Source organism: Sphingomonas sp., from assembly GCF_035490575.1.
Classification (GTDB): Bacteria; Pseudomonadota; Alphaproteobacteria; order Sphingomonadales; family Sphingomonadaceae; genus Sphingomonas.
The window spans coordinates 41,022-62,205 of record NZ_DATJLI010000056.1 but is presented as its reverse complement, the minus strand read 5'-3'; the positions used below and the strand labels follow the sequence as shown (position 1 = coordinate 62,205).

The 21,184-nt window shown below is 66.0% G+C and carries 21 protein-coding genes and 1 tRNA gene; 10 read left to right on the top strand and 12 right to left on the bottom strand.

All coding sequences use genetic code 11. The annotated features are described in order from the left end of the window. The first annotated feature begins 32 nt into the window (after positions 1–32). From VL973_RS04090 to VL973_RS04080, 3 genes are all read left to right on the top strand, one after another. Positions 33–509, top strand: a complete 477-nt coding sequence (locus VL973_RS04090) for a hemerythrin domain-containing protein (RefSeq protein WP_325282751.1) — start codon at positions 33–35, stop codon at positions 507–509. A 19-nt stretch (positions 510–528) separates the two neighbouring features. After that, on the top strand, positions 529–1,923 hold the full coding sequence (locus VL973_RS04085) for a UdgX family uracil-DNA binding protein (protein WP_325282760.1): 1,395 nt from the start codon (positions 529–531) through the stop codon (positions 1,921–1,923). Positions 1,924–2,040: 117 nt separating this feature from the next. Then, positions 2,041–4,566, top strand: coding sequence for a hybrid sensor histidine kinase/response regulator (locus tag VL973_RS04080; RefSeq protein WP_325282750.1), 2,526 nt, complete (start codon positions 2,041–2,043; stop codon positions 4,564–4,566). On the opposite strand, the gene speD is transcribed toward VL973_RS04080, so the two are convergent. The 8 genes from speD to VL973_RS04040 all read right to left on the bottom strand — a co-directional run bounded on the left by speD (position 4,539) and on the right by VL973_RS04040 (position 11,485). Next, positions 4,539–4,922 (bottom strand): adenosylmethionine decarboxylase, encoded by a 384-nt coding sequence (speD, locus tag VL973_RS04075; RefSeq protein ID WP_325282749.1) that lies wholly within the window; start codon positions 4,920–4,922, stop codon positions 4,539–4,541. The genes VL973_RS04080 and speD overlap by 28 nt on opposite strands. Then, positions 4,919–6,523, bottom strand: coding sequence for an FAD-dependent oxidoreductase (locus VL973_RS04070; protein WP_325282748.1), 1,605 nt, complete (start codon positions 6,521–6,523; stop codon positions 4,919–4,921). The genes speD and VL973_RS04070 overlap by 4 nt, the downstream gene beginning before the upstream one ends. Further along, positions 6,513–8,042 carry a polyamine aminopropyltransferase gene (locus VL973_RS04065; protein WP_325282747.1) on the bottom strand — a complete coding sequence of 510 codons (1,530 nt, stop codon included), beginning with the start codon at positions 8,040–8,042 and terminating at the stop codon, positions 6,513–6,515. The genes VL973_RS04070 and VL973_RS04065 overlap by 11 nt, the downstream gene beginning before the upstream one ends. After that, positions 8,035–8,247 carry a DUF350 domain-containing protein gene (locus VL973_RS04060; protein WP_096341679.1) on the bottom strand — a complete coding sequence of 71 codons (213 nt, stop codon included), beginning with the start codon at positions 8,245–8,247 and terminating at the stop codon, positions 8,035–8,037. Before VL973_RS04060 ends, VL973_RS04065 begins: the two co-directional genes overlap by 8 nt. A 12-nt stretch (positions 8,248–8,259) precedes the next feature. Further along, a complete protein-coding gene (locus VL973_RS04055) occupies positions 8,260–8,424 on the bottom strand; it encodes a hypothetical protein (RefSeq protein ID WP_325282746.1) in 165 nt (54 codons plus the stop codon). A gap of 5 nt (positions 8,425–8,429) precedes the next feature. Next, complete coding sequence (locus tag VL973_RS04050) at positions 8,430–9,767, bottom strand: DUF4178 domain-containing protein (RefSeq protein WP_325282745.1); 1,338 nt, start codon at positions 9,765–9,767, stop codon at positions 8,430–8,432. Beyond that, positions 9,760–10,338: a DUF4178 domain-containing protein gene (locus tag VL973_RS04045; protein ID WP_325282744.1), complete on the bottom strand. Its 579-nt coding sequence runs from the start codon at positions 10,336–10,338 to the stop codon at positions 9,760–9,762. The genes VL973_RS04050 and VL973_RS04045 overlap by 8 nt, the downstream gene beginning before the upstream one ends. A gap of 136 nt (positions 10,339–10,474) precedes the next feature. After that, on the bottom strand, positions 10,475–11,485 hold the full coding sequence (locus tag VL973_RS04040) for an SPFH domain-containing protein (RefSeq protein ID WP_325282743.1): 1,011 nt from the start codon (positions 11,483–11,485) through the stop codon (positions 10,475–10,477). 169 nt (positions 11,486–11,654) lie between these two features. Between VL973_RS04040 and VL973_RS04035 the strand changes: the two genes are divergently transcribed. Further along, positions 11,655–12,452: an aldo/keto reductase gene (locus tag VL973_RS04035; RefSeq protein WP_325282742.1), complete on the top strand. Its 798-nt coding sequence runs from the start codon at positions 11,655–11,657 to the stop codon at positions 12,450–12,452. On the opposite strand, the gene VL973_RS04030 is transcribed toward VL973_RS04035, so the two are convergent. Beyond that, positions 12,449–13,072 carry a DNA-3-methyladenine glycosylase family protein gene (locus VL973_RS04030; protein ID WP_325282741.1) on the bottom strand — a complete coding sequence of 208 codons (624 nt, stop codon included), beginning with the start codon at positions 13,070–13,072 and terminating at the stop codon, positions 12,449–12,451. The two genes, VL973_RS04035 and VL973_RS04030, sit on opposite strands and share 4 nt — an antisense overlap. 63 nt (positions 13,073–13,135) lie before the next feature. Between VL973_RS04030 and VL973_RS04025 the strand changes: the two genes are divergently transcribed. Continuing rightward, entirely contained in the window at positions 13,136–13,453 is a 318-nt protein-coding gene (locus VL973_RS04025; protein WP_325282740.1) for a 2Fe-2S iron-sulfur cluster-binding protein, read from the top strand. Between the two features lie 6 nt (positions 13,454–13,459). Here the strand turns inward: VL973_RS04025 and VL973_RS04020 are convergent, their stop codons facing one another. Beyond that, positions 13,460–14,206, bottom strand: a complete 747-nt coding sequence (locus VL973_RS04020; RefSeq protein WP_325282739.1) for a TrmH family RNA methyltransferase — start codon at positions 14,204–14,206, stop codon at positions 13,460–13,462. An 11-nt stretch (positions 14,207–14,217) separates the two neighbouring features. Further along, the gene (locus VL973_RS04015; protein ID WP_325282738.1) at positions 14,218–15,819 is read right to left on the bottom strand and encodes a M20/M25/M40 family metallo-hydrolase; all 1,602 of its coding nucleotides are present in this window, start codon (positions 15,817–15,819) and stop codon (positions 14,218–14,220) included. A gap of 133 nt (positions 15,820–15,952) precedes the next feature. Between VL973_RS04015 and VL973_RS04010 the strand changes: the two genes are divergently transcribed. The 5 genes from VL973_RS04010 to phbB all read left to right on the top strand — a co-directional run bounded on the left by VL973_RS04010 (position 15,953) and on the right by phbB (position 20,652). Then, positions 15,953–16,038: transfer RNA gene (locus VL973_RS04010), tRNA-Tyr, on the top strand. Positions 16,039–16,063: 25 nt separating this feature from the next. Continuing rightward, positions 16,064–16,591: a GNAT family N-acetyltransferase gene (locus VL973_RS04005; RefSeq protein WP_325282737.1), complete on the top strand. Its 528-nt coding sequence runs from the start codon at positions 16,064–16,066 to the stop codon at positions 16,589–16,591. 54 nt (positions 16,592–16,645) lie between these two features. After that, complete coding sequence (locus VL973_RS04000; protein ID WP_325282736.1) at positions 16,646–18,865, top strand: xanthine dehydrogenase family protein molybdopterin-binding subunit; 2,220 nt, start codon at positions 16,646–16,648, stop codon at positions 18,863–18,865. Continuing rightward, the gene (hemH, locus tag VL973_RS03995) at positions 18,865–19,872 is read left to right on the top strand and encodes a ferrochelatase (protein ID WP_325282735.1); all 1,008 of its coding nucleotides are present in this window, start codon (positions 18,865–18,867) and stop codon (positions 19,870–19,872) included. Before VL973_RS04000 ends, hemH begins: the two co-directional genes overlap by 1 nt. 57 nt (positions 19,873–19,929) lie before the next feature. Then, entirely contained in the window at positions 19,930–20,652 is a 723-nt protein-coding gene (gene phbB / locus VL973_RS03990) for an acetoacetyl-CoA reductase (RefSeq protein WP_325282734.1), read from the top strand. Between the two features lie 123 nt (positions 20,653–20,775). On the opposite strand, the gene VL973_RS03985 is transcribed toward phbB, so the two are convergent. Continuing rightward, complete coding sequence (locus VL973_RS03985; protein WP_325282733.1) at positions 20,776–21,156, bottom strand: glycine zipper 2TM domain-containing protein; 381 nt, start codon at positions 21,154–21,156, stop codon at positions 20,776–20,778. Between the last annotated feature and the right edge of the window lie 28 nt (positions 21,157–21,184).

The window sequence follows — 21,184 nt, the reverse complement described above, 5'->3', positions numbered from 1 at the left end:
GGTTGTGGCGTCGATCATCTGGAGAATTGAACATGGCCGACGCCCGCATTTTCGCCGACCTGAAGAATGACCATGACCAGCACCGCAAGCTGTTGAAACAGATCGATTCGGCCAAAGCCGAAGCGCGCGAGGAGCTGTTCGAGACGTTTCGCGTGGAAGTGACCGCCCATGCCGCGGCCGAGGAAGAGTCGCTTTACGCCACGATGCTTGCCAAGCCCGATCTGCGCGACGAAGCCCGGCATTCGGTGGCCGAGCACAAGGAGATCGACGATTTCTTCGATGAGATGGCCGATCTCGATGTCACGTCCGACGAATGGAAGTCGAAGTTCGACGAAATGCGCCATCGTTATGAGCATCATATCGACGAGGAGGAGGAAGACATGTTCCCCGCCGCCGCCGATGAACTGGGGGATGAAGAGGTTTCGCAGCTGGCCGAGGTTTTTGAGAAGCGCAAGCCGCGCGAGCTGGAACTGGCTGAGGATAGCGAACCCGGCGACGATCGCGATTGATCGGATCGCCAAAATGGGCATCCGCGTCGCGCATCTTGCCGCCCCTGACGATTTCGACGGCTGGCGGCATGCGGCGCGGGCGCTCGCGATGGAGCGGGTGCCCGCCGACCGGGTGATCTGGCAAGTTGCGGGCCATGCCGATGACCTGTTCGCGGACGGTGGCAATGAACCCCCCGTTCCGGCCGCGCCGGACGCTGCGTTTCGCGTCCCGCGCGCCTTTGTCGATCTGGCCCGCGACGTGGTCCTGCATTCGGATCGTCAGCGGTTCGCGATGCTTTACGCGATGCTCGTGCGCCTGATCGATCAGCCGAGACTGATCGACGACCGCGCCGATCCGCTGCGGCGCAAGCTGGACGAAATGGCGAAAGCGGTCCGGCGTGATATCCACAAGATGCGCGCCTTTCTTCGTTTCCGCGAGGTGACGGACGATGGTGGCGAGCGCTTTGTCGCGTGGTTCGAGCCTGACCACCATATCGTCCGCGCGAACGCGGCCTTTTTCGTCAACCGCTTCAACACCATGGGCTGGTCGATCCTGACGCCGGAAGTGTCGCTGCACTGGGATGGCGGGACTTTGTGCGAAGGACCGGGGGCGACCGCCGCCGATGCGCCCGACGGCGATCCGGTCGAGGCGGTGTGGAAGACCTATTACGCGTCGATCTTCAATCCCGCGCGGCTGAAGGTCGGGGCGATGTTGCGCGAAATGCCGCGCAAATACTGGAAGAACATGCCCGAAACCGCTTTGGTCGGCGAACTGATCGCGGGTGCGCGGGCGCGGGAAACGGCGATGATCGAAACGGCGCGCGCCAGCACGGGCGGGAATATCGATGCGGCATGGGCGGCGCTCAAACAGGAGGCCGCGGGTTGCACGCGCTGTTCGCTGCACCGCATGGCAACGCAGACGGTGTTCGGCGAAGGTCCGCTCGATGCGCGATTGATGTTCGTGGGGGAGCAACCGGGCGATCAGGAGGATCAGGCCGGGCGCCCCTTTGTCGGCCCGGCCGGACAATTGTTCGACCGGGCACTGGCGGATGCCGGGATCGATCGGTCGACCGCCTATGTGACCAATGCCGTCAAGCACTTCAAGTTTGAGCCGCGCGGCAAGCGACGCATCCACGCCAAGCCCGATGCCGGAGAGATCGAGGCGTGCCGATGGTGGATCGAGCAGGAACGAATGCTGCTGACCCCGCGTTTGACCGTTGCGCTGGGTGCGACGGCGGCCCGTTCCCTGATCGGTCGAACAGTGACCATTTCGCGTGAGCGGGGGAGGGTGTTTTCACTCCCCGATGGGTCGGATGGCTTTGTTACCGTTCATCCCAGTTTTCTGCTGCGGATCGAGGATGGGGAACGCGCCGCAACCGAATATCGGCGGTTTGTCGAGGATCTGTCGGCGATCAAAACCTTTGTTGCCCGATGATCGTCGAAAGGCGGATGCTGTTCACCTCGTCTAAATGCTGGTTATGCAATCCGATATGATGGAAATGCATTGCTTGCTTAACCTCAATCAAGATACGTCCCGATTGTGATTGAACCGATGCCGCTGCCGCAGTTCGAACCCGATTTGCTCGAGACCTTTTCGCAGCGGACCACGTCGCTGTTTTCGGACCTCGATAGCGAAGGCGTGATCCAGCAGGTTTGTGATGCCGCGCGCGCGCTGACCGATGCGGCCTATGCCGCCTATTTCCATAATCTTTATGACGAGAGCGGCGAACGGCTGGGCCTGTTTACCCTGTCGGGCGCGCGGCGGGAGGATTTCGAGCGGCTGGGGCATCCGCGCGCCACGCCGGTGTTCGCGCCGACCTTTGCCAACGAAATCGTGCGGTCCGACGATATCATGGTCGATCCCCGTTATGGCCGGTTCGATCCGCATAACGGAATGCCGCCGCGTCACTTGCCCGTCCGCAGCTATCTGGCGGTGCCGGTGGTCGGCCGCAGCGGCGACGTGCTGGGCGGGCTATTGCTGGGCCATCCCGAACCTTGCCGCTTTGACGCACGAGCCGAACGGCTGGTCATCGGCCTGGCCGCGCAGGCGGCGGTCGCGATCGACAATGCCAGACTGTTCGAAGCGCAGCAGCGCGAAATCGCCGTCCGCGCCGCTGCCGAGGCGGCGCTGGCGGAAAGCGAAAGCCGGCTGGAGGCGATCAACAATTCGATCGATCAGATGATCTGGACGACGCTGCCCGATGGACATCACGATTATTACAATGCGCGCTGGTATGAGTTTACGGGCGTCGCCGACGGTTCAACCGATGGGGAAGGGTGGAACGCGATTTTTCACCCCGACGATCAGCCGCGCGCATGGGAATTATGGCGCCAGAGCCTGGACACGGGCGAGCCATATGAAATCGAATACCGGCTCCGCCATCGCTCCGGCGAATATCGCTGGGTGCTGGGGCGCGCGAAATGCGTGCGGGACGAAAGCGGACGGATCACGCGCTGGTTCGGCACCTGCACCGACATTCACGACCTGAAAACCACGCGCGATGAATTGCGCGCATTGACCGCGACGCTGGAGGATCGGGTCGAGGAACGCACGCAAAAGCTGATGCTGGCGGAAGAAGCGCTGCGTCAGGCGCAGAAAATGGAAGCGGTCGGGCAACTGACCGGCGGCATCGCGCATGATTTCAACAATTTGCTGACGATCGTGACGGGTAATATCGGCATTGCCCAACGTGCGCTGACCGCTGCGAATGTCGGCGACATTCGCGCGCAGCGTGCACTGGATGGCGCGATGAAGGGGGCGGAGCGGGCCGCGACGCTGACGCAGCGCCTGCTTGCCTTTTCCCGGCGCCAGCCGCTGGCACCGAAACCGATCGATGTCGACCGCCTGATCGCGTCGATGGCCGACCTGCTGGCGCGCGCGCTGGGCGAGACGATCCGCACCGAAACCGTCAGCGCGCCCGGTCTGTGGCGTGTCGAGGCCGATCCGCATCAGCTTGAAAGCGCGATCCTGAACTTGGCCGTCAATTCACGCGATGCAATGCCCGATGGCGGACGGCTGACGATCGAAACGGCCAATGCCGTGCTGGACGAGCGTTACAGCGCGCAACATGCAGAGGTTGCGCCCGGTCCCTATGTCATGATCGCCGTGACCGACACGGGCATCGGCATGACGCGCGAACAGGCCGAACGCGCGTTCGAGCCGTTTTTCACCACCAAGGAGGTGGGCAAGGGCACCGGACTTGGCCTGTCGATGGTCTATGGCTTCGTCAAGCAGTCCGGCGGCCATGTGAAAATCTATTCCGAAGCCGAACAGGGCACGACCATCCGCATCTACCTGCCTCGATTGGTCGCCGCAGTTGAAAACGACGCGGAACCGGCGATCGTGCAGGGGCTGGAGGTCAGCCGCCGTCGCGAAACCGTGCTGGTGTGCGAGGATGACGACGATGTCCGCGCCTATACCGTCGAGTGCCTGCGCGAACTGGGCTACCGCGTGCTCGAGGCGCATGACGGTCCCTCCGCGCTCCGGCTGTTGTCCCGGCAGGATCAGCCGGTCGATCTGTTGTTCACCGACGTCGTGATGCCGGGCATGTCAGGTCGCGAACTGGCGGATGCGGCGCGCGCCGAGCAGCCGTCGCTGCGGGTTCTCTACACGTCGGGCTATACCCGCAACACGATCATGCATGGCGGGCGGCTGGACCCCGGCGTTGAGATGGTTGCCAAGCCTTTCAGTTTCGAGACGCTGGCGCGCGCGGCGCGCGACGTGCTCGACCGGGGACGGTCGGCGCGGGTGCTGGTGTGTGAGCAGGATGCTGGCATCCGGGCACTGGCGACCGAGGCGCTGGCGGCATCGGGCGTCGCGGTCGATGCAGCGGCGACGGCGGCGGAAGCATTGGGCAGGATGCGCGCCGCGCGGGGCGATTACCGCTTTGCCGTGGTCGATGCGGCGCTTGGCGGCGAGATGATCGCCGAATTGCGCGCTTTGTCGAGCGACCTGCCGCTGTTGATCGCGGGTGAGGGGCATCCGGTCGACAGCGATAGCCGAGCGGTCCTGATCGCGCGACCCTATACGGCGGCGGCATTGCAGGACGCCTATCGCCAGTTGGTCGGCGCCGACTGATCGAGACCGAAGCCGCGCTTGATGCTGCGGATATGCTGCGCCGAACCGTGCAGCATATCCGCAAGCGTCGTCAGCGCGGCATGGGGGTCGCAGCGGCGCCCGCAGACGAAAATATCGACCGCTGCATAGCCATGTTCCGGCCAGCTATGGATCGAGATATGCGATTCAGCGAGCAGCGCCATGCCCGTCACGCCCTGTCCGGGACCAAAGGCGTGCAGGCGAAGCTCGATCAATGTCGCCCCCGCCGCCGACGCCGCGGCGCGTAACGCGCGCTCGATCAGCGCCACGTCGTCCAGCCCCGTGCAGCCGGTCAGGTCGGCGATCAGGTGCACGCCGTCATAGGGTGGCGGCGTCATGTCAGCGCCTCATGCGCGTGGCCGATAAGCGCCATCGCACCCTCCGCCGCGCGGCATCCCTGCCAGTGCGCTTCCTCGAACAGCGACAGCCCCGACAGATCGCTATGCGCCAGATAGAGCGGCGGCGGCGGCGGCGTGAAGCCCTGCCGCCTCTGCCAGATATAGCCCGGCGTCGGCCGGATCATCGCATGGCCCCAGCGCGACAGGGCGATCTCGCGGATCTCAAGATCGGGGTGCATCGTCAACAGGTCGTCGCGAACGATACGTTTCCATTCGTCGGCGGACCGCTCCAGCAGCAGGCAGCGCCCGACCGCCGGAGTCATGTCCGATAGCGGCATATACCAGCTGAGCACCGTCTCGCCGGGCAATGCGCGCGACTGATGCGTAGCCACGACATAACCCAGCGAATCGCTGGTCGAAGACACATTGTCCCACGCCAGCGGCACGCCCGGCCCGCGCGGGGGCCGAGCGACCGTCACATTGGCGACGAGCCAGGGGGCATAGGTGCAGGCCGAAACGTCGCCGGGTTCGCCGCAAAGCCGCGAGGTGATGAACAGCGGTGTCGCCAATATGGCGGCGTCGGCATGGATGCGCGTGGTCGTGCCCTTTGCAATGTCGAAACTGTCGATGACGGCACCGCCATCCTCCCGCATCACGCGGTGGACGATCCGGCCAGTGGCGATCCGATCGGGGAATCGTGTCGCCATTGCTTGCGCCAGATGCCCGTTGCCGCCGGGCCAGGTCAGCACATTGTCGGCCACGCCCGCAGCCGCATGACCGCGTCGCCCGGCGAAATAATGCACCCCCGCCCATGCCGATGCGGCATCCGGCTCGGTCCCGTAATCGTCGCGCATCGCATAGCGGACATGCGCGCGAAGCAGAGGGGATGTCAGCCCGCGCGCATCCAGCCATGCGGCAAAACTCTGCTGGTCAAGCGCCAGCCAATCCGGGTCGCGCGAGCTATAGGCGATCGGCGTGGCAAAGGCGGGGCGGCCGTCGCGGCCGATAGCCCGGCGGGCATCGGCCATCAGCGTATCGAACCGGGCCAGGTCGGTGCGGTCCTGTGGCGTCAGGCCGGTCGTCGGCACCAGCCCTTCCTGCCAGCGACCCCGCCAGAGCAGCCGTTCCTGAAGGTCGGCGCAAAGCTGTGCCGGGTCATAGACGGGCAGGCCGTCGGCTTCCCCCGTGATGACGCCCAGCCGCGCCAGCATCCGCCGCAGCGCCACCGCTTCGCGATTGGGAATGGGCAGGTAATGCGCGCCGAGCGGATAGTCGGATACCGCATTCGCGCCGCTGCGGGCATTGCCGCCGGGCGCATCCTCAATTTCCAGCAGGCGGAAATCGGTGAAGCCTGCTTCGGCAAGCGTCCATCCGGCCGCCAGCCCGGCAATGCCGCCGCCGATGATGACGATCCCCGCGCGTTCGGTGCGGGCCGGGGCGGGAAAATCACCCTGCCGCAATCGGTGCCCCCGTGACGGCGTTGCGCCCTCGACCGGGCCGGGGGGCAGGGGCGTGCTGCGAAAGGCGATGGCCGCGCCGCCACCCGCTGTCGCCACGGCGCCCGCCCCGAGGGCAATGGCGGTGCGCCGGTCAGCCTTCATACCGGCCCCATGCGGCATCGAACACGCGCACCAGCGACTGGTTGTCCAGCCGGTTCACTTCGACCGGGCGGCGCGCCATGTCGGGGGGAAAGGCGAACAGCGGCGCTTCGGTGGCGGCGGTCAGGAACCGCCCATCGGGAAAGCGCGCGCCGGCCGGGATCGGCGCCAGCGACGCCAGCGTAAAGCCCCATTCGCCGAAACTGGGCACATAAGCGTGATAGCCGCGCGTCGTGAAACCCACCGACTCCAGCGTCGTCGCCACGGTCCAATACGCATCGGGCGCGATCAGCGGCGACGTTGACTGCACCACCATCATCCCGCCCGGCGCCAGCAGGCGACGCACCTGGGCATAGAAATTATCGGTGTATAGCTTGCCGACCGAATAATCGACCGGATCGGGGAAATCGACGACGATCGCGTCATATTGGCCGGTCGCCTCGCGCGCCCAGCGAAAGGCATCCGCGTTGATGACGGTCATGCGCGCATCGGCCAACGCGCCGCCGTTCAGCGATGCCAGCGACGGCGTGTCGCGGAACAGCGCGGTCATTTCGGGGTCAAGGTCGACCAGCGTCACCTGTCGCACGCCGGGATGGCGAAACACCTCGCGCGCGGCCAGCCCGTCGCCGCCGCCCATGATGAGCACGCGTGCCGGATCGGCCACCCGGCCAAGGGCTGGATGCACCAGCGCCTCGTGATAGCGATATTCGTCGCGCGACGAGAATTGCAGATTGCCGTTCAGATACAGGCGCAGATCGTCACCCCGGCGGGTCAGCACGATCCGCTGGAAGCGGCTGGACCGCGCATAGACCACCGGCTCCCCATAGCCTGCCTGTTCGCCCCAGCGTTGCAGGCCGTCAGCGGCGACCATGCCGCCCGACAGGCCGATCAGGATCAGCACGGCGGCCACCACCTCACCCCGCATACGCCGCCCGCGCGGCAGCGCCAGCAGCAGCGCGAGCGCGACGGCGGCGTTGGCGATGCCAAAGGCAAAGCCGGTGCGGATCATGCCCAGATGCGGCATCAGCACCAGCGGGAACAACAGCGACGCCGCCAGCGCGCCGACATAGTCGAAGGTCAGGACGCTGGAGACCGTTTCCCGGAAATCGAAGTCTTTCAGGATGCGGATCAGCAGCGGGATTTCCAGCCCGACCAGAAATCCGATCGCCAGCACGATGGCATACAGCGCGATGCGGAAATGCTCGACCAGCGGGAACAGCATGAACAACAGCGCTGCCGACGATCCGCCGATCACCGCGATCAGCAACTCGGTGCGGACGAACAGCCGCAACTCGCCGCGCTTCACATAGCGTGAGCACCAGCTGCCGATCCCCATCGCGAACAGATAGGTGCCGATGACGGTCGAGAATTGGGTAACGCTGTCGCCCAGCAGATAGCTGGCGATGGTGGAGGCAAGCAGTTCATAGACCAGGCCACAGGTCGCGACGACAAAGGCCGAGACGAGCAGCGCGCCCGCCGGTGCCGTGACCTTTCGCGCTGCCGCCGGGTCGCTGTCAGCCATGAATTGCCGCGGCGACGATGATCGCCAGGCCCAGCGCCATCGCGCCGGCGACGATGGCGACGCCGATATTGCGCTGGTCGTGAATCTCGGCCCACAATTTTCCCGGCGTCAGCTTGTCGAGGATGAAAAATCCGACGAGGAAAACGAAAATGCCGACCCCGGCGTAGAGCAGGGTGTTGAGGAAGGTTGCGAGTGACGTGACCATCTGAAAATCCCCTTATTTATGGTTCGGGCCGCCGATGAAGATGACGCCGCCGCCGCTGCTGCCGCGTGCGCCGCGCCGTCCGTCGGCAAAGGGCGACCAGGCATTGGCGCTTGCCAGCATGAACAGCCCGACCATGCCGAGGCACCACAGCGCGTAGAGAAAGCTGCTGGTTCGCATGGGGCTTAATCCTCATCACTCACGGGCGCGAAATCGCTTTCGGCGCGGCGGGCATGTTCGAACTGCGCGTGGATCAGCAGGCCCACGCCCAGCGGCGCGAGAATGAGCAGCAACATGACGAAGAATACGCCGCCGCTGGTGCCCCCGCGGGCGACGACCGCGATCTCGACGCGCGGCGTGGGACCGTCGCGGCGCCAGTCGGGCTGGCCGTCATCGGCCGGCGCATTGCTCCAGAAACCGGAGCCGCCGCCCGCGCGCGCGGGGTCGACCCACTTGTTGCCCTTATAATCCACGATCAGGTCATAGCTGCCCGCGGGCAGGGCAGCGAAATCGGCGCTGGCGCGGCGCGATCCCTCGCTCCAGGCGCCCTCGGAATCGCGACCCGAATATCGCTCGGCCGTCTTGGAAGCGGTGAAGCTCGCCTGATTGCTGCGATCGACCAGCGTATAGTTCATGTCGACCCAGCCGTTCGCCAAGGCGGGCACTTCCGCCTCGACGCGCACCCGCTGTTTCGGGCGGGTAAGTTCGACCGGCCCGACGGTGATCTGCTGATCGCGTCCATCGGCGGCGATATCGGCCGACCCCTGCCACAGTGTCCGGCCGCCCGCACTCACGATCGCGGCGACGACCAGGGCGGCGATGGTCAGCGTGGCAATGACCATCGCCGATTTCAGGAACGGTCGCGCAGGCGATGGCTGATGCGGCAGCGGCGGCGACGGGCGGCCATGGGCGGTGACGCCGAATGCGCGCACGACAACCGATTGCGGCAACCAGCGTGAGCGGGACCAGCTGACTTCGCGGTCATCCGCCTCGCGCGACAACATGCTGCCGGGGCGCACCCAGTCATCGGTGCGAACCGTGTCACCGCGTCGGACGCGCCAGTAAAACTCGCCCACCACATCATCGACACGCGCGGTGCCGTTGGCGAAAAAGGGTTGATATGTTTCCCCATCGACGGTCAGGCCGTTTGATCCGCCGGTCGGCGTCACCGTCAACTGTTCGCCCAGGCTCCAACCGCCGCGCTGTTCGATCAGCCAGCGATACCCGTGATAGGGATTGAACAGGAGGAATTCCTGCCACGGATAGCCGCTGTCGCTGCGCGCCATCCAGCCGACCATTTCCCACTCGACGCCGTCCAGCGTGCCCCGCGCGCCGAGCGGAATGGCCAACCGGGCCGTCTTTTCGTGGTGGCGCGTGACCAGACGCACTTCTGGCTGGCTGACATCCAGAATGCTGGCGCAATATTCGCACGCGACCGTCACCGAATGACCGGCGGCGCGCAGCGTGATCGTGCCGCCGCAATTGGGGCAGGAAAGCGCGGTGGCGGCGGGCGCGTCAGCCATATTGCGGCATCGTCCAGCCCTCGATCGCGCGCAGCCCGGTTGCCTTCAACTCGGCCAGCGTCACATAGCGCCCGTCATAGAACCATGCCTGATCGCCCTTCCTCTGCAGGCTGGCGAGGCGGCCGTCGGGCGCGCGCAGATCGACCGAATAGATCGCCCAGCCCGGTGGTGCTGTGAACGGCAATTCGCCCTCAGCGGCGATGCAGGTCACGTCGCGCGCGTCGGCGATCGTCATTTCCTGACCCTCGACCACCGCGCGGCGGCCGGGGATGGCGGGGCTGCCGCGCGCGATGCGGTTGAGTTCGTCCGAGCCGATGCCGTCCAGCGGCCGTTCGAAGGTCATCATGAACTGACCCATCGCATCGCCCAGCCAGCCGTGGCGATCGCCCTCGAACAGGCAAAGCCATTCGTTCCACGACCCGTCGTCCCATGACCAGCGCACGCGGCCGATTACCTCGAACGCGCGATCCGCAAACCGCCCGCGCGTGCCGATCTGAATCGGGCTGACGTCAAAGGGCAGGGCGGCCTGTTCCCCGGCGATGCCGACGCCATCGTCGCTGCGGACCAGCATCGACCGGCAGTTGTCGCAAACCCGCGTCGGCAGCGCGGCCGACCGGAACGTGACGGGCGCCCCGCAATTGGGGCAGGATAAAGTCAACATGACATGCGGCCCCGGCCCCTTCCGCACGTGCGGAAGGGGCTTCCCCTTAACGGATGCGGCCGAGCAGTTCGGCCTTTTTGGCGTCGAAATCGCTCTGGCTGATCGCGCCGATGCTCAGCAGCTTGTGCAGCTTTTCGATCTGGACATAGGGGTCATCGCCGCCGGCCGCCCCGGCAACGGTGCCCGCGCCGCTGGCGGTGTTGCCGCCGCCCAGCCCCGCCGCCATTGCCTGTCCCAGCGCCATGCCCGCACCGGCGCCGACGCCCATGCCGGCAACGCCGCCCTCGGCACCGGCCGCCTTCTCGATGGCATCGGCGCTCTGGAACTTCACGAAGCGGTCGAGGTCGCCGACGACCCGCATCGACGATGCCTTGTCGAGATATTTCTGCACCTCGTCGGGCAGCGACAGGCTTTCGACAAAGAAGGTCTGGCAGCTGAGACCCCATTGCGTGAAGGCGGGCTGCACCATTTCGCGCAGCCGTTCCGACATCGCGGCCTGATCGGCGGCCATGTCGACAAAGCCGAACTCGCTGCGGCCGAGCGAGGTCGCCAGTTGCGTCGCGATGGCGGAGCGCAACTGTCCCTCGACATCGCCGACGCGCACGCGTTCCAGCGTGCCCATCAGCTTGGCCTGGAACACCGGCGGTTCCTCCACGCGGAAGCTGTAGCCGCCAAAGGCGCGGATGCGGAGCGGGCCGAACTCCTTGTCGCGCACCGTCACTGGCTGCGACGTGCCCCATTTCAGGCCCGCCTGCTCCTTTTGCGAAAAGAACAGCACATCGGCCTTGAACGGCGACTGGAAGCCCTTGTCCCAGTTTTGCAGCGCGGTCATCAGCGGCAGGTTGGCGGTATTCAGCGTGTGCTGGCCCGGACCGAACGCGTCGGCCATCTGTCCTTCATTATAGAAGAACGCGACCTGCCCCTCACGCACGGTCAAGACCGCTCCGTTCTGGATTTCGCGGTCCTGCATGGGATAGCGGATCGCCAGGTCGCCCGGCGCCTCCACCCAGTCGATGACGTCGACGAACTGCTTTTTCAGAAAATCGAGAATGCCCATCGGTCCCTCCAGTTCGCCCAAGTGTAATGCCGAACCATGACACTTGAAAGCGAAACCGGACGATCGGGGTCAGGCTCCGCGCACTGCGCGCGACGTGAATGGGCCGCGCGGCAACAAAGCGCCGCCTGATGCATTGGGGTCGCGTATCTCAATCGCCACAGGATCAACGATGATCGAGCTGAATGACGGCCGCCATATGCCCGCATTGGGTTTCGGAACGTGGCAGATCGCCGAGGCCACCGCTGCGCTGATCGTCCGCAAGGCGTTCGACATGGGTTATCGCCTGATCGACACCGCCGCGATCTATCGCAATGAGCGCGGTGTGGGAGAGGGGCTGTCGGGCGTTGAGGACGTGTTCCTGACCACCAAGTTGTGGAATGACCGGCAGGGCGACCCGGAAGCGGCGCTGGATGAAAGCTTGGCGCTGCTGGGGCGAGATTTCGTCGACCTGTATCTGATCCACTGGCCGGTGCCGCAAAACGACCAGTATCTCGGTGCCTGGAAACGGCTGATCGAATTGCGCGACGCAGGCAAGGTCAAGTCGATCGGCGTTTCCAATTTCCTGCCGGAACATCTGGATCGCATTATCGACGCAACCGGCGTCGTGCCCGCCGTCAACCAGATCGAACTGCATCCCCATTTCCAGCAGGCCGAGGCCCGCGCCTTTCACGCCAAACGCGGCATCGTCACGCAAAGCTGGAGTCCGCTTGGGCAGGGCGCGACGATGAAAGACGCGCGCATTGTCGCCATCGCGGAGAAGCATGGTGTCAGCCCCGCGCAGGTGATACTGGCGTGGCATCTGGCGCTTGGCCTCTCGGTCATCCCCAAGGCGTCAGACGAAGACCACGCACGCGACAATCTGGCTGCGGCGAAGGTGACGCTGGACGACGCCGACATGCAGGCGATTGCCGCGATGGATGATCCGGGCGGCCGGATCGGTGGTGATCCGCGGAGCTTTGCGGGTTAGATCACGCCCATGTCGCTGCGATAATGGTGCCAGGTGAAGATGGCGGCCGCGCCCCGATACGGTCGCCAGGGTTCGGCGATCTCGCGTGTGGCGGCTTCGGAGGGGCGTTCGGGCAGGTCCATGATGCGGCCGACCTCGATCTGGACGGCGAGGTCGCCCGCCGGCCAGATGTCTCGGCGGCCCTCTGCGAACAGCAGGTAGATTTCCGCCGACCAGCGACCGATGCCCTTGACCTTGACCAGTTCGGTCACCGCCGCTTCGTCGTCGGCAGGCAGGTTGGCGAGGTCGAGTTCGCCTGACTGCACCAGCCCGGCAAGGCTGCGGGCATAACCCATTTTCTGGCGCGACAGGCCGGCGGCGCGCAGCGTTTCGTCGCTGGCGGCGACCCATGCGGCGGTGTCGGCGGCGTCGCCAAGTGCCGCCTCCAGCCGCAACCAGACCGCATCGGCGGCCTTGTAGCTGACCTGTTGCCCGACAATCGTTCGCAACAGCGTGGCGACACCCCGGTCGCGGATGCGCGGTTCGGGATAGCCGACACGCCCGATTGCCGCAGCAATGGCGGGTTCGATCGCGGCCAGCGCGTTCAGGTCGTCGCGCAACTGTTCCGCGCTCAATCCCATTCCAGCATCCCTTGAAAGTCGCGCGCCGGCGCTGCATTTGCCGCCCGATCGCAGGAGAAACCAATGCCCCAGCTTATCGTCGTTACCCGTGGTGGAGAAGAGCGCGCCGTCGAGGGCGAAGTGGGCCTGTCGGTTATGGAGGTCATTCGCGACAACGGCTTTGACGAATTGCTGGCGCTGTGCGGCGGGTGCTGTTCATGCGCGACGTGCCACGTTCATGTCGACTCCGCCTTTGTCGACCGGCTGCCCGCGATGAGCGAGGATGAGGATGACCTGCTCGACGCATCGTCGGATCGCAACGAAAGCTCGCGCCTGTCGTGCCAGCTTCAGTTCACCGCCGCGCTCGACGGGCTGCGCGTGCGGATCGCCGAGGAGGACTGATCCGCCTCAGCCTTGTGTTGCGACGGCGTAGAGCGCGATTGCCGCAGCATTTGACACGTTCAGGCTCTCGACGCGCGGGCTGATGGGCAGTCGCGCCAGAACGTCGCAATGTGCGGCGGTGTTCTGGCGCATCCCCTCGCCCTCGGCGCCCAGCACCAGCGCGATGCGCCCGCTGCCCAGCGCCTCGTTGAGTGGCGTCTGGGTGTGGCCGGTCAGGCCGACGCGCCAGTAACCGGCCTCCGCGATCTCTTCCATCGCGCGCGCCAGATTGACGACGCGGACCCACGGCACGATTTCCAGTGCGCCAGACGCAGCCTTTGCCAGCGCGCCGCTTTCGGGCGGGGCGTGCCGGTCCTGCGTCACGATCGCCAGCGCGTCGAACGCCGCGGCCGACCGCAGCACCGCGCCGACATTGTGCGGGTCGGTCACCTGATCGAGGATGACGATCGGACGGCGATCATCGGCCCCGCGTTCCAGCACTTCGCCCAGCCACAGGTCGTCCAGCGGATCGACCTCGATCACCATGCCCTGATGCGGCGCGTCCGACGGCACCAGGCGCCCCAGATCGGCCACGTCGGCATAGGTGATGGGCAGCACGGGCGGCAGGTCAAGATTGGCCAGCGCTTCACGCGTGCCCCACAGCTTGCGGACCTGCCGCTCGGGATTGGCGAGTGCCGCCAGCACGGCGTGACGGCCCCAGAAACGGGGCCGGTTGCCGGGGGCCTGGGAAGGGCGATGTCCGCGTCGGGCCATGATGTTATCGCTTACTCGGCATTGGGGTCGGGGGTCTGAAACGGATCGGTCGGCAGCGGCTGGCGGGGCACGGGATTGCGCGGCAGCGGCTGTTCGGCATTCGCGGCCTTCAGCAGCATCCACGCCAGCACCATTGCACCCTGTCGCATGTCCGGCCCCTTCAGATGGTCGAAGGTGTCGGCGCCCGAATGATGGGTGACGCTGGAATAGTCCAGAGGGTCCTGAATGAACTGGAACGCGGGCAGGCCGATCGCGGCCATGAATTGATGGTCGGTGCCGCCGGTGCGCCCGAACACGACATCGCCCGCACCCATGGGCGCAAAGGGCGCCAGCCATTCGCGCAGGATCGGCACGGCGGCGGCGTTGTTCTCGGCATAGATGCCCCGCAGCTTGCCCGAACCGTTGTCGATGTTGAAATACGCGGCAAGGTTGCGATAGCCGGGCAGCGGCGTGACGGGGAAGCGTTCGGCCTGGCCGTAATAATTCTGGTCGGAATTCTGCGGCGCGGCGGGTGCCGGGCGGCGCGCCAGATATTTCTCGATATAGGCAATGCTGCCGTAGAGCGACTGCTCCTCTCCGTTCCACAGGGCGAAGCGGATCGTGCGCTTTGGCCGCACGCCGATCGCTTTCAGGATGCGGGCAGCTTCCATCACCATCGCCGAACCGGCGGCATTGTCGGTGGCGCCGTCGCCCGCGACCCAGCTGTCGAAATGCGCGCCTGCCATGACATAGCCCGCCCCGGCGTCGGTGCCGGGAATGTCGGCGAGGATGTTATATGCCTGGGGGTCGCTGTCGTCGAACTTCACGTCGCTCAGGATTTCCAGCGTCGGCGCAGGGCCAATGGCGGCGAGGCGCGCCAGCCGTCGGTAATCCTCGGCCGCGATCTCGACGCCGGGCAGCGACGCGCCGGTGCGGTGCATATAGCCCTCGCCGTGCAACAGCTTGTTGTCGCGATAGGAGATGCGCGCAAAGGCCAGCGCCCCTTCGGCTTTCAGAAATGCATCCAGATCGTCCTCGAACGTCAGGCCCGGTTCGCGGGTGCGGATGCGCTGGGGATCGAAGGTCGGCTCCCGAAACGTGTCGAGTTTGGCGAGGTCTTCGCCCGACAGGCGCTTGAAAGCAGCCTCTCCCGGCTCCTTCGCGTTGCCCGGTGCGGAAATCAGCACGATCTTGCCCGCCAGCTTGCCGCGCCATGCCGCGAAATGTTCCTGCTTCGTCATCGGCGCGACGACGATGGGCGCGCTCACCATGCCTTGGGTCGGCGGAGTCCATGCGATGGGAATGGCGGTAAGCTGGATCGCACGCGGCGTAACCATCCGCACGCTGGACCGCTCGATCGACCATCCGCGCCCGAAATCGAATCCCTCCTTGCGCGCGTTCGACAGGCCCATGTCGCGGAACCTGGCGACGGCCCAGTCCTCTGCCTGCCGCATCGCGGGGGAATTGGTCAGGCGCGGGCCGATCACGTCGGTCATGTGCTGTGCTAGCGTCATCACCTGGCTCTGATGCGTGCCTTCGTCCACGATCCGGGCGAAGTCGGGGGCAGGCGCCTGTTGCGCGGCGAGCGGCGTGGCGACGAGCGCAGTTGCAGTGAGCAGGTGGACAAGGCGCATGTTGCCGTGGATTCCCGAAATGACGTTTTGGTTTCGCCGCGTTGCTATTGCGTGACGCCGCGTCGCGCAACGGCGTTGACAAGCCCGATCGCCAAGGGCTAGGGGGCGCCCTCGCTTTTAGGAGCGGCCCCATGGAAGGGTGGCCGAGTGGTTAAAGGCAGCAGACTGTAAATCTGCCCGCGTGAGCGTACACTGGTTCGAATCCAGTCCCTTCCACCATATCCCGCGGACGCTCCCGCCCAACATGTCCTTTCGCTTCCGCTTCGCGATCCGCGACGACATTGCCGCGATCCATGCACTGGTTGAAAGCGCCTATCGCGGCGACGCGGCCCGCATAGGCTGGACGCATGAGGCGGACCTGCTGGATGGGCAGCGCACCGACCCCGACGCACTGGCCGAATTACTGCGCGACCCCGATCAGCGGATGATTTTGGCTGAGACCGATGATGACATCGCCGGATGCGTCGCGATCGAGCGCAAGTCACCCGACGCTGCCTATCTGGGCATGTTGACCGTCCGCCCCGATTGGCAGGCGCGCGGATTGGGCCGATTGCTGATGGCCGAGGCGGAAATGACGGCTCGCGCGCTGTTCGATGCCGACGCAATCGAGATGACCGTCATTCGTCAGCGTGGCGAACTGATCGCTTATTATGAGCGGCGCGGCTATTGCCGGACCGGGGAAGCGCGGCCGTTCCCCTATGGCGACACGCGGTTCGGCGTGCCCCGCACCGACGCGCTTGCGTTCGTGGTGCTGGCAAAGCCGCTTCGCTGATGCTGGCGCCCATGCGGCGGGCGCGATAGACGGCACGCGATGGCACGACATGACATGAACACGTTGACCCGACGGCGGCTGTTGATCGGCGGCGGCGTCGGCTTGGGCATCGTCGCCGCATGGGGCATGTGGCCGCGCCGCTTCCCGCCGCCCGCGCCCGTTCGCGAGGACGAACAAGGCTTTGGCGCGTGGATCAGACTGGCTGAGGACGGGCGGCTGACCGTCGCCATTCCGGTGGTCGAACATGGTCAGGGTGTTTTCACGACCCTGGCGCAGGTGGTGGCCGATGAAATCGGCGCCGACTGGCGCACCGTCGGCGTCGAACCCGCGACGATCGGTCCCGCCCATGCCAATCCGTTGGCGGCTGCGGAATTGTTCGGCGGCGTCGACGCGCGGCTGCCGACATTGCCTGCCTATGCCGGGGCGCGGCGCGCGCGGCTGATGCTGACGGGCGGCTCGTCATCACTCCGTCAGTTCGAGCTTCCGCTGCGCGAAGCGGCGGCGGCGACGCGCGCGTTGCTGATTGCGGCGGCGGCGGCGCGTTGGGGGGTGTCGCCCGAGCAGTGCGTGACGCGCGACGGATTCGTCGTGTCGGGCGACCGGCGTCTGCGCCTGGGGGAACTGGCGGTCGAGGCGAGCGGCCTGACGCCGCCCGATCGCCCCGTGCTGCGAAGCGATGAGGACCATCGCCTGACGGGCACGTCTGTGACCCGGCTCGACAGCCCGGCCAAGCTGGACGGCAGCGCGAACTTCGCGGCCGATATCCGCCTGCCCGGCATGGTCTTTGCCGCGATCCGGCAAGGTCCGCTGGGGCAGACACGGCTGATCGGCGCGAACATTCCGGCGGCGGATAGCGTGCCCGGCGCGATCCGCGTCGTCACCAATGAACGATGGGTTGCGACAATCGCGACCGACAGCTTTGCCGCGCGGCGGGCGCTCGACGCCGTGGCGCCCCGTTTCGAGACCGTCGACCCGCTGAGCGACGACGGGATCGACGCCGCGCTGTCGACGGCTTTGGCAAAGCAGGGCGCGCGCATATCCGCCATCGGCGATCCCGATGCGATGTTGACCGGGCGGCGGTTGTTTCGCGCACATTATCGCACCGCCCCCGGCCTGCACGCCGCGATCGAGCCATCGGCGGCCACCGCCTGGTTCGAAGACGGGCGGCTGCGGCTGTGGCTGGCGACGCAGGCCCCGGCGGCGGCACGCGCGTCGGCGGCGCGGATTACGGGGCTGGCCGAGGATGCGGTGACGATCATCCCGATGCAGGTCGGCGGCGGGTTCGGCGCTGGTCTCGACACGCTGGTTGCCGAACAGGCGGCATTGCTGGCGCAACAGGTCGGGCGTCCGGTGCAATTGAGCTACAGCCGGGGCGAGGATTGCATCCGCGACCGATTTCGCCCGCCCGCCCATGCGCGCATGACCGCGCGGATGGAACGCGATGGCCGTGTGACCGCGTGGCATTCAGCGGTCGCCGCGCCCGCGCTGGGACGGCCGCTCGCCGAACGGCTGATGGCGGGGGAGGGGGTCGCCGACCTGTCGCTGACGCTGCCTGCGCGCGCGGGTGATGCAGCGGCGGTGGCCGGGGCGGCGCCTTTCTATGGCATTCCGAACTGGGCCGTTGACCACCACCCCGCCGCGATTGGCGCGACCGTGGGGCATCTGCGCGGTGGCGCGCATGGCTATACCTGCTTCTTCGCGGAAAGCCTGATCGACGAGCTGGCGCGCCGCGCCGAGTTCGATGCCAGCTATTTCCGTATCCGTATGCTGGGCCAGCAACCGCGCCTTGCCAATTGCCTGAACACCGTCGCATCGCTTGGCGGATGGCAGGGGGGCATCATGGGCAGCGGGCAGGGGATCGCCGCGCACAGTTTTCGCGGGTCGCATATCGCCGTGCTGGCGGAGGCGTCGGTCGAGGGCGGGCGGGTGCGCTGTTCGCGACTGGTGGCAGCGGTGGATTGCGGGCGCGTCGTCCATCCCGATATCGTGCTGCAACTTGTGGAAGGCGGGTTGATCTTCGGCCTGGCACAGGCGCTGGGATGCGCGACCGGGTATAAGGACGGGGTTGCACAGGCGCGCACGCTTACCGATCTGCATCTGCCCATGATGAGCGATATTCCCGACATCACCGTCGAACTGATCCGCAGCGAGGCGGAGCCGGGCGGCGTGTCCGAGCTGGCAGTGCCGCCGGTCGCGCCCGCGATCGCCAACGCGGTGGCGGCGGTCGCCGGTCTTCGCCTGCGCCGCCTGCCGCTCGATCCGGCGAATCCGTGATGCAGCGTCCTGTCGATCATCCCGCGATCCCCGCCCGCCGGGTCGGTGTCCTGCTCATCAACCTGGGTACGCCCGACGGCGCCGATACCAAATCGGTGCGGCGCTACCTCAAGGAGTTCCTGTCCGACCCGCGCGTGGTCGAGATCCCGCAGATCGTCTGGCAGCCGATCCTGCGCGGCGCGGTGCTGACCACGCGACCGAAAAAGTCGGCCCATGCCTATCAGCAGGTCTGGACCGATGCCGGCTCGCCGCTGGCGGCGATCACGCGGGCGCAGGCGGCGGCGATGAAGGACAGCTTCGGCCCCGGCGTAATGGTCGATTATGCGATGCGATACGGCAATCCGTCGATCGCATCGCGGCTTCAGGCGTTGAAGGATGCCGGGTGCGACCGCGTGTTGCTGGCGCCGCTTTATCCGCAATATTCGGCTGCGACCACGGCGACCGCCAATGACAGGGCGTTCGCCCATCTGGCGACGATGCGCTGGCAACCGGCAATCCGCACGCTGCCGCCCTACTACGATGATCCGGCCTATATCGCGGCGCTCAGGACCTCGATCGAGGCGGGGCTGGCGGCGCTGGATTTCGAGCCTGACGTGCTGATCGCCAGTTTCCACGGAATGCCCCGGCGCACGCTGGAGCTGGGTGACCCCTATCACTGCCACTGCCAGAAGACCGCGCGCCTGTTGGGCGAGGCGATGGGGCGGCCGCTGACCATCTCGTTCCAGTCGCGCTTCGGCCCGGCCAAATGGCTTGGTCCCGCGACCGACGAAGTGCTGGTCGAACTGGCGAAGGCAGGCACGCGCCGCGTCGCGATCTTTGCACCCGGCTTTTCAGCCGACTGTCTGGAGACGCTGGAGGAACTGGCGATCCGCGGGCGGGAAAGTTTCGAGGAAGCCGGTGGCGAGCGTTTCGCCTATCTTCCATGCCTGAATGACAGCAACGTCGGCAATGAAATGTTACGTGCGCTGGTCGCTCGCGAACTTGCCGGGTGGATCGACCAGGGCTAGGCCGCGTTCGTTTGATGAGGGCCGAATGGCGGTCCCGTAAACGAGCAGGAGAGATGCATGACTCGCGTCGCGATCGTCACCGGAGGAACACGCGGAATCGGTGAGGCGATCAGCCTTGCGCTCCATGAAGCGGGCGTCACCGTCGCCGCCAACTATGCCGGCAATGATGAACGCGCGCGGGCGTTCACAGAACGCACCGGCATCAAGGCATATAAGTGGGACGTGGCCGATTTCGATGCCTGTCAGGCCGGCGCCGCGCAGGTGGCCGAAGAACTCGGCCCGGTCGACATTCTCGTCAACAATGCGGGCATCACGCGCGACGGCACGATTTTGAAGATGAGCTACCAGATGTGGAAGGAGGTCATGGACACCAATCTTGGCGGTTGCTTCAACATGGCCAAGGCGGTGTTTGCCGGGATGCGCGAACGCAAATGGGGTCGCATCGTCAATATCGGTTCGATCAACGGCCAGGCGGGCCAATATGGCCAGGTCAATTATGCCGCCGCGAAATCGGGCATCCATGGCTTTACCAAGGCGCTGGCGCAGGAAGGTGCGCGTTTCGGCGTGACCGTCAATGCGATCGCGCCCGGCTATATCGACACCGACATGGTGGCGGCGGTGCCCGCCGACGTGCTGGAAAAGATCGTTGCCAAGGTGCCGGTGGGCCGGTTGGGTCAGGCACAGGAAATCGCGCGCGGCGTCGCATTTCTGTGCGCCGACGACGCCGGTTTCGTGACCGGATCGACGCTGAGCATCAATGGCGGCCAGCACATGTATTGACGACCGGCGGGCATTTGCCCTCGCCGCAAAAGCAGAAGGCCGGTCCCGTGGGGACCGGCCTTCTTCCCTCGATACACTACGCGAGGGACTCTCTCGTTACGCGACTGGAGAGAGATGTCTGGATCAGCGGCGGCAATAGCCGGGACGGTCCGACCGATCGATTTCGCGGCCGGCCAGCGCGCCGACGCCACCGCCGATGATCGTGCCGAGCGTCCGGTCGCCGCGACCCGCGATCTGGTTGCCCAGCAGCCCGCCTGCAATCGCGCCGACGATCGTGCCCCCATCGCCGTCGTTGCAACGCTCACGCGCCCGATTGCGATAATAGCGGCGGTCGTTGCCATAATAACGGCGATCATTATAGCCGCGGCGGTCGCGATAGCGCTGGCCGTAATAGCCCGGTTCATAACCGTAATAGCCCTGAGCCTGGGCGGGGGCCGTCGGCACGACGAGAGCGGTCGTTCCCATCGTCAGCGCGGCGGCGGCAAGCGTCAGCTGCTTGAACATTTTTATTCTCCTCGTGCCGTGTTTCAAA

Bases quoted from the DNA above. Each gene is read 5' to 3' on its own strand.
- VL973_RS04090 (WP_325282751.1), top strand. From the start codon at position 33: ATGGCCGACGCCCGCATTTTCGCCGACCTGAAGAATGACCATGACCAG.
- VL973_RS04080 (WP_325282750.1), top strand. From the start codon at position 2,041: ATGCCGCTGCCGCAGTTCGAACCCGATTTGCTCGAGACCTTTTCGCAG.
- speD (WP_325282749.1), bottom strand. From the start codon at position 4,922: ATGACGCCGCCACCCTATGACGGCGTGCACCTGATCGCCGACCTGACC.
- VL973_RS04070 (WP_325282748.1), bottom strand. From the start codon at position 6,523: ATGAAGGCTGACCGGCGCACCGCCATTGCCCTCGGGGCGGGCGCCGTG.
- VL973_RS04065 (WP_325282747.1), bottom strand. From the start codon at position 8,042: ATGGCTGACAGCGACCCGGCGGCAGCGCGAAAGGTCACGGCACCGGCG.
- VL973_RS04060 (WP_096341679.1), bottom strand. From the start codon at position 8,247: ATGGTCACGTCACTCGCAACCTTCCTCAACACCCTGCTCTACGCCGGG.
- VL973_RS04055 (WP_325282746.1), bottom strand. From the start codon at position 8,424: ATGCGAACCAGCAGCTTTCTCTACGCGCTGTGGTGCCTCGGCATGGTC.
- VL973_RS04050 (WP_325282745.1), bottom strand. From the start codon at position 9,767: ATGGCTGACGCGCCCGCCGCCACCGCGCTTTCCTGCCCCAATTGCGGC.
- VL973_RS04045 (WP_325282744.1), bottom strand. From the start codon at position 10,338: ATGCTGGTCCGCAGCGACGATGGCGTCGGCATCGCCGGGGAACAGGCC.
- VL973_RS04040 (WP_325282743.1), bottom strand. From the start codon at position 11,485: ATGGGCATTCTCGATTTTCTGAAAAAGCAGTTCGTCGACGTCATCGAC.
- VL973_RS04035 (WP_325282742.1), top strand. From the start codon at position 11,655: ATGATCGAGCTGAATGACGGCCGCCATATGCCCGCATTGGGTTTCGGA.
- VL973_RS04030 (WP_325282741.1), bottom strand. From the start codon at position 13,072: ATGGGATTGAGCGCGGAACAGTTGCGCGACGACCTGAACGCGCTGGCC.
- VL973_RS04025 (WP_325282740.1), top strand. From the start codon at position 13,136: ATGCCCCAGCTTATCGTCGTTACCCGTGGTGGAGAAGAGCGCGCCGTC.
- VL973_RS04020 (WP_325282739.1), bottom strand. From the start codon at position 14,206: ATGGCCCGACGCGGACATCGCCCTTCCCAGGCCCCCGGCAACCGGCCC.
- VL973_RS04015 (WP_325282738.1), bottom strand. From the start codon at position 15,819: ATGCGCCTTGTCCACCTGCTCACTGCAACTGCGCTCGTCGCCACGCCG.
- VL973_RS04005 (WP_325282737.1), top strand. From the start codon at position 16,064: ATGTCCTTTCGCTTCCGCTTCGCGATCCGCGACGACATTGCCGCGATC.
- VL973_RS04000 (WP_325282736.1), top strand. From the start codon at position 16,646: ATGAACACGTTGACCCGACGGCGGCTGTTGATCGGCGGCGGCGTCGGC.
- hemH (WP_325282735.1), top strand. From the start codon at position 18,865: ATGCAGCGTCCTGTCGATCATCCCGCGATCCCCGCCCGCCGGGTCGGT.
- phbB (WP_325282734.1), top strand. From the start codon at position 19,930: ATGACTCGCGTCGCGATCGTCACCGGAGGAACACGCGGAATCGGTGAG.
- VL973_RS03985 (WP_325282733.1), bottom strand. From the start codon at position 21,156: ATGTTCAAGCAGCTGACGCTTGCCGCCGCCGCGCTGACGATGGGAACG.